The organism is Salinivibrio sp. MA427, assembly GCF_001996115.1.
Lineage (GTDB): Bacteria > Pseudomonadota > Gammaproteobacteria > Enterobacterales > Vibrionaceae > Salinivibrio > Salinivibrio costicola.
In genome coordinates this window covers 1-6,452 of record NZ_MUFH01000157.1, presented here as the reverse complement: position 1 = coordinate 6,452, position 6,452 = coordinate 1, and the positions used below count along the sequence as shown (strand labels likewise).

Sequence of the window (6,452 nt, the reverse complement as noted above, 5' to 3'; positions counted from 1 at the left end):
AATTAGAGGTAGCCAGATTAGCGGAACATCTTCTTATGCTGGCATTATTCGTGGTGCACAAATGGTTGAAGTAGGGGCAAACCCAAGGCGTTTGATTATTTTATTGTCTGATGGGGCGGATAATTTTACCGACACAACCGACAAGCTAATTGAGGCTGACATGTGTACCAACATCATTGAGCACTTAAACAGCCTGAATGTTGATGGTGAGCCAGTTAAAGCGAGGATGACTGCGGTAGGTTTTGCTGACAGTGAGGATATTCCACCTCAAATGGAGTCTTGTGTTGGTGAAGACAATGTATTTTCTGCAGAGAATCCAGATGAAATAAAAAATAAAATCCTCGAGCTTATTACTGAAGAAATCGGCCACCTCGCCCCATAACAAGGAGCATTCAATGATTAAATGGATCAAAATTGCACTCGTACTGAGCCTTCCCAATATCGTGTGGGCGAATGACGCCTTATTTGATACCTACTGCGTCATGCAAGAAGGGGCGGCACGTTATCAGGTGACGACCGGTGAGGGCGTCATCGCGCGCACCTATCAGGATAATAAACTACTCGCGGTTGCCCCCCAAACCACCGCCAATCACCAGTGGCTGGTGGCACAAATTGACGCGCTTGATGTGTCGCCACAGTGTGCCAGTTTTATTAAAAGTCATGCTTACTGGCAGCAAGCGCCCAATTCGCCGGTAGCGCGTGTGCATTTTGACTTTGATACGTCGCGTGTCTCTTCCCAAGGCCAAGCGATTTTGCAACGCTTAGCGCAGACGTTAGCAAAGCACCCATCACAGATCTCGGTAACTGGCCATACCGATAGTATCGGCAGCGCACACTATAATCAGCAATTGTCACAACAACGAGCGGACGCCGTTGTCCCCTTTATTTCGTCGGATGATGGCAACACAGTGACGCTAAGCGGCCAAGGTGAAACACGGCCTGCTGCTGCCAATCACACCGAGCAAGGGCGTGCTATTAATCGCCGCGCTGATATTCGTATTAGCCAATAACATGTGAATAAAAAACGCGCCACCGGAGCAATCCGTGGCGCGTTTTTTTGTTTGACGATGTTTTGATCTTCGCGCTACTGACGCAGTATCACTGATGCAGCGTCACTGACGAAGCGCTTTCGCCGCTGCAACCATGTTTTCTAATGCCGGGATAACCTCATCCCATTGGCGGGTTTTTAGGCCGCAATCTGGGTTCACCCACAATCTTTCTGCAGGAATACGGGCGGCGGCTTTTTCCATTAACCCAACAATTTGCGCTTGGCTTGGCGTATTGGGGGAGTGAATGTCATACACGCCAGGGCCAATGTCATTGGGATAGTCAAAGTGATCAAATGCGTCCAACAGTTCCATATCCGAGCGAGAGGTCTCTATGGTGATCACGTCGGCGTCCATATCCGCGATGGATGCGATGATATCGTTAAACTCGGAATAACACATATGGGTATGGATTTGCGTCTCGTCACTCACGCCGTTGGCGGCAATTTTAAACGCGTTGATTGCCCAATCGAGGTAATTTTGCCACTCACTGCGACGCAGCGGTAAACCTTCACGCAGCGCCGCTTCATCTATTTGAATGATTTGAGTGCCAGCTTTCTCAAGATCCTGCACTTCTTGGCGGATCGCCAGCGCCAGTTGGTTACAGGTCTGTGATCGTGGCTGATCATCACGCACAAATGACCAATTAAGAATGGTGACCGGTCCGGTAAGCATGCCTTTCAGCGGCTTATCAGTCAGAGATTGCGCGTACTGGGTCCATTCCACTGTCATTGCTTTAGGGCGTTCAATATCACCAAAYAAAATCGGCGGCTTSACRCAGCGAGAGCCATACGATTGCACCCAGCCAAACTGACTGAACACATACCCATCCAGCTGTTCGCCAAAGTACTCCACCATATCATTACGCTCAGCCTCACCATGCACTAACACATCGAGCCCTAACGCTTCTTGCTTTTCCACCGCATGGGCGATCTCTTTGCGCATAATGTCTTGATAAGTGGCGGCATCAATGTCGCCCTTCTTGTATTGCAAGCGCGTTTGGCGAATGGCACTGGTTTGTGGAAATGAGCCTATGGTGGTGGTCGGGAAGCGTGGCAGGTTGAGCTGCTCGTGTTGCAAGCGAATGCGCTCTGCAAACGGACGCTGCCGTGTCCCTAATTGTGGTGTAATTGCTGCCAATGCGGCTTGCACCTTAGGGTTGTGTACGCGTGGTGATTGCTGGCGGCTTTCTATTGCCTCACGGTTATTGTCCAGCGCGGGCTGAACGGTTTGACGGCCGTGATTAAGCGCGCAAGCGAGTACATCCAGCTCCTCTAGCTTTTGATGGGCAAAGGCGAGCCAGTTTTTTACTTCAGGGTCGAGCTTTTGTTCGCTCGCCAAATCGACTGGCACATGAAGCAAAGAGCAAGAAGGCGCGAGCCAGAGGCGATCCCCCAAAGATTGATGAATCGGTTCGAGCCATTCTAACGTGGCATCAAGGTTAGTTTTCCAAACATTACGACCATTAATCACACCCAGAGACAGGATGTGCTTATCGCCAAGCGCTTCACGGTATGCATCCACATCCCCTCGACCACGAATCGCATCTAGGTGCCAGCCGTCAACGGGCAACGATTGCGCCAATGGACGATTTTCAGCTTGCTCGCCGAAGTAGCTCGCCAGCAATAACTTGACCTTGGTTTGGCTTAAAGCACGATACGCGGTTTTCAGCGCCGTCTGCCATTCAGGCGCGAGCTCCGTGACCAAGATCGGTTCATCGATTTGGACCCACTCAATGCCTTTTTCTGCCAGCTTGCTCAGTAAGGTTTGATACACGGGCAAGAGCTTATCGAGCAGATCCAGTTTGTTCGATGCATCTTTTTCTTTGCCCAGCCAAAGGTAAGTCACGGGGCCGACTAAAACTGGCTTGGTGTTTATACCGGTTATTTTGGCTTCTTCTATTTGCGTCAATAGATTTTCAACATGAAGACTAAACGTTGTTTGCGCGGTAAATTCGGGCACGATGTAGTGATAATTGGTATCGAACCATTTGGTCATTTCACCGGCATGCACGCACTGGCAAGCACTATCGTTTGCCGAGCGGCCACGAGCGACGCGGAAGTAGTTATCAAGGTCATTGTCTTGGTGCGAGGCAACACGTTCAGGGACATTGCCGACTAAAAAGCTGGTGTCGAGTACATGGTCATAAAATGAAAAGTCGCCAACGGGAGCGATGTCGAGTTCACTTTGTTGTTGCCAGTGACTGCGGCGCAGATCTTTCGCAAGATCGGTTAAGTCTTGTTGGGATGATTCGCCACGCCAGTAACGCTCGAGTGCAAATTTAAGTTCGCGCTGGGCGCCGATACGTGGAAAGCCGAGATTATGAGTTTTAGCCATCTATACGTCCTCCTTTTGGATTGAATTCAGCATAGGGCTTTCTCGTTATGAACTAAAATGGCATTATTTCATCAATCAATGAATTTTAGTCATGGAATAGGCATGTTAGAACGTCACCACCTTCATATTTTGCGTGCGATCAAAGAGCAAGGGTCGCTTACCGCAGCCGCAGAGACGCTTTATCTCACCCAGTCCGCGATTAGCCATGCGATGAAAAAGCTAGAAAGCCAGCTCGGGATTAGCTTGTGGCAAAAATCCGGACGGCAGCTTCATTTCACGCGAGCGGGTGAGTACTTGCTTACGCTGTCTGAGCGTATGCTTCCTCAGTTCGAGCACGCTGAACAGCAGCTTAAACAATTTGCTCAAGGCCAGCGCGGTACATTGCGCATCGGCATGGAGTGTCACCCTTGTTATCAGTGGTTGCTTAAGGTGGTTGAGCCTTTCTTACATCAATGGCCGGATGTGGATGTTGACGTCAAACAAAAGTTCCAATTCGGTGGTTTAGGTGCATTGTTTGGCCATGAGGTTGATGTGCTCGTCACACCCGATCCCTTACTTAAACCAGGCATAGAATACGTATCCGTGTTTGATTACGAACAGGTGCTGGTGGCGAGCGGACGAAGTGCACTCGCGGCGTTTGACCATGTTGATCCTCAGCAAGTAACACAGGAAGTGCTGATTACCTACCCTGTTGATCAATCGCGTCTAGATGTCTTTACCCAGTTTTTGGCGCCGGCGCACTGTGCACCGCGCAAACACAAAACCATAGAAACAACCGATATCATGCTGCAAATGGTTGCCGCTGAGCGCGGGATCGCGGCACTCCCCAAATGGCTGGCTTTGGAATATCAACAGCGTTTAAACCTACATATTATTCGCATGGGCAAAACAGGCATTCATAAATCGATCCATTTGGGTGTACGCGAGGGACAAAGAGATGATTACATCCAAGACTTCATCGAAAAAGCCAGTTCAACCGTAATGCATCGATGTGACTAAGAGATAAAACACTCAATCCCGTTAATAGTGACATTTAAGAGCATACTTTAAGGGCATGGTTTGAGAGCATAGTTTCGCGCCGTTTCAAACACCCACCTATACTTACGTATTGTCTCAATTTTGAGCCGTACAAAGTGCACATTTCGGCGTAAAATTGCTTTCGAAGAAGTCTAATTCCTTAGATAATGCAAGTGATAGACTTTGAATGCACCTCACATTTTTTATGGATAAAGAGTCCCGGCTATGAAATCAATCTCGCTCTCTCGCAATGTAAACGTCGAAAGTATCCAGGGAAATGGTGTACTGCTTGTCAATGGCACGCCAATGACAGTGACCGAAGGTACGTCTTTTCCGTCTGGAACCGAGCTGGTTCTACCAGATAACAGTGAGGCTGTTATTGTACTTAGCGACGGAACATTACTCGCCGTTGAGGCTCAGGGAGAGCAGTCCGGCGCCGTGCTCGATGGATTGCCGCAAGATGTTCAAGATGAAATAGCCGAGATTCAGCAACAAATCCTTGATGGTGAAGGTGAGATCACCATTGAAGATGACCAAGCGACCGCCGCTGGTGGTGACGCTCCAGCCGGCAGTGGCTCATGGAGTTATGTCAATGTTGAGCGTGATGGAAGCGAGACCATTGCAAGCTCAGGATTTGATACTGATTCGCTTGCAACCAACAACGGGGCGATTGGTAGCGATGCAGAAGGAGGAGCGGGGCTTGCGATTGACACCACCGCTCCCGGAATCCCTGGCGTGACCATTGTTAATGATGCTAACAACGATGGCATTATTAGTGGGCAAGAGCTTGGTGATGGGATCCAGGTAATGATCGATCTGTCCGATACAGGTGCTAATCCGGGCGATGTATTAACCGTAAATGGTCAAACCTCGGCGATTACCGAGCAAAATATCATAGACGGCACCGTCACCATCACACTGCCAGACACTCCTGCAGACGGAGAAACATTAACCGTAGAAGCCACCATTACCGACACCTCCGGCAACACCTCCGCGCCGGGGAGTGATCAAGCTGAGGTTGATACTAGCGCTGAGGCCGGCACGGTCAGCGTGAACAACATCACCGACGATAACGTGATCAACGCGCAAGAAGCGGGCGAGATTATCACGGTCACCGGTACGGCGACAGGTGGCGACATCAGCGAAGGCGATGTGGTGACCATGACCATCAACGGCGAAGACTACACCACCACCGTGGATGAAAACGGCGAGTGGAGTGTAGACGTGGCCGGCAGCGACCTGGCGGCGGACACTGAGTTCGAGGTGGTCGTTAGCTCGTCGGATGACGCGGGCAATACGGTAGAGAGCACCGCGACCTCCACGCACACGCTCGACACCCAGGCGGGTGAGGACAACAGCGCGCCGACGGTCACCATCACCGAAGACGCCAACAATGATGGCGTGATCAGCAGTGACGAGCTCGATGGCCAGGTCGACGTCAACGTCGACTTGCCAGCGGGTGCCGTGGCCGGTGACACCATCAGCGTCAGCGATGGCACCACCACCAACGACATCGTGTTGGCCGANGCTCGACACCCAGGCGGGTGAGGACAACAGCGCGCCGACGGTCACCATCACCGAAGACGCCAACAATGATGGCGTGATCAGCAGTGACGAGCTCGATGGCCAGGTCGACGTCAACGTCGACTTGCCAGCGGGTGCCGTGGCCGGTGACACCATCAGCGTCAGCGATGGCACCACCACCAACGACATCGTGTTGGCCGACACCGACATCAGCAACGGCAGCGTCGCGACCTCGTTCGATGCGCCAGCGGAAGGTGAAACCCTCACCGTGACAGCGGTGCTGGAAGACCAGTTCGGCAACACCTCGGCAGAAGGCAGCGACAGCGCCGTGCTCGACACCCAGGCGGGTGAGGACAACAGCGCGCCGACGGTCACCATCACCGAAGACGCCAACAATGATGGCGTGATCAGCAGTGACGAGCTCGATGGCCAGGTCGACGTCAACGTCGACTTGCCAGCGGGTGCCGTGGCCGGTGACACCATCAGCGTCAGCGATGGCACCACCACCAACGACATCGTGTTGGCCGA

Annotated in this window: 4 protein-coding genes and 1 pseudogene; 4 read left to right on the top strand and 1 reads right to left on the bottom strand. The window is 51.6% G+C overall.

Annotated features, from left to right (window positions below):
* A pseudogene (locus tag BZG79_RS10450) lies at nt 1-382 on the top strand (TadG); the annotation flags it as partial.
* Between the two features lie 13 nt (nt 383-395).
* A complete protein-coding gene (locus BZG79_RS10445; protein WP_077774347.1) occupies nt 396-1,010 on the top strand; it encodes an OmpA family protein in 615 nt (204 codons plus the stop codon).
* Between the two features lie 102 nt (nt 1,011-1,112).
* On the opposite strand, the gene metE is transcribed toward BZG79_RS10445, so the two are convergent.
* A complete protein-coding gene (metE, locus tag BZG79_RS10440; RefSeq protein WP_077774346.1) occupies nt 1,113-3,383 on the bottom strand; it encodes a 5-methyltetrahydropteroyltriglutamate--homocysteine S-methyltransferase in 2,271 nt (756 codons plus the stop codon).
* Between the two features lie 102 nt (nt 3,384-3,485).
* Here metE and BZG79_RS10435 point away from each other — a divergent pair, with 102 nt between their 5' ends.
* Both BZG79_RS10435 and BZG79_RS10430 read left to right on the top strand, forming a co-directional pair.
* Nucleotides 3,486-4,382: a LysR family transcriptional regulator gene (locus BZG79_RS10435; RefSeq protein ID WP_198532927.1), complete on the top strand. Its 897-nt coding sequence runs from the start codon at nt 3,486-3,488 to the stop codon at nt 4,380-4,382.
* Between the two features lie 243 nt (nt 4,383-4,625).
* Nucleotides 4,626-5,948, top strand: a complete 1,323-nt coding sequence (locus BZG79_RS10430) for an Ig-like domain-containing protein (RefSeq protein WP_077774344.1) — start codon at nt 4,626-4,628, stop codon at nt 5,946-5,948.
* Nucleotides 5,949-6,452: the final 504 nt, after the last annotated feature.

Bases quoted from the DNA above. Each gene is read 5' to 3' on its own strand.
- BZG79_RS10445 (WP_077774347.1), top strand. From the start codon at position 396: ATGATTAAATGGATCAAAATTGCACTCGTACTGAGCCTTCCCAATATC.
- BZG79_RS10435 (WP_198532927.1), top strand. From the start codon at position 3,486: ATGTTAGAACGTCACCACCTTCATATTTTGCGTGCGATCAAAGAGCAA.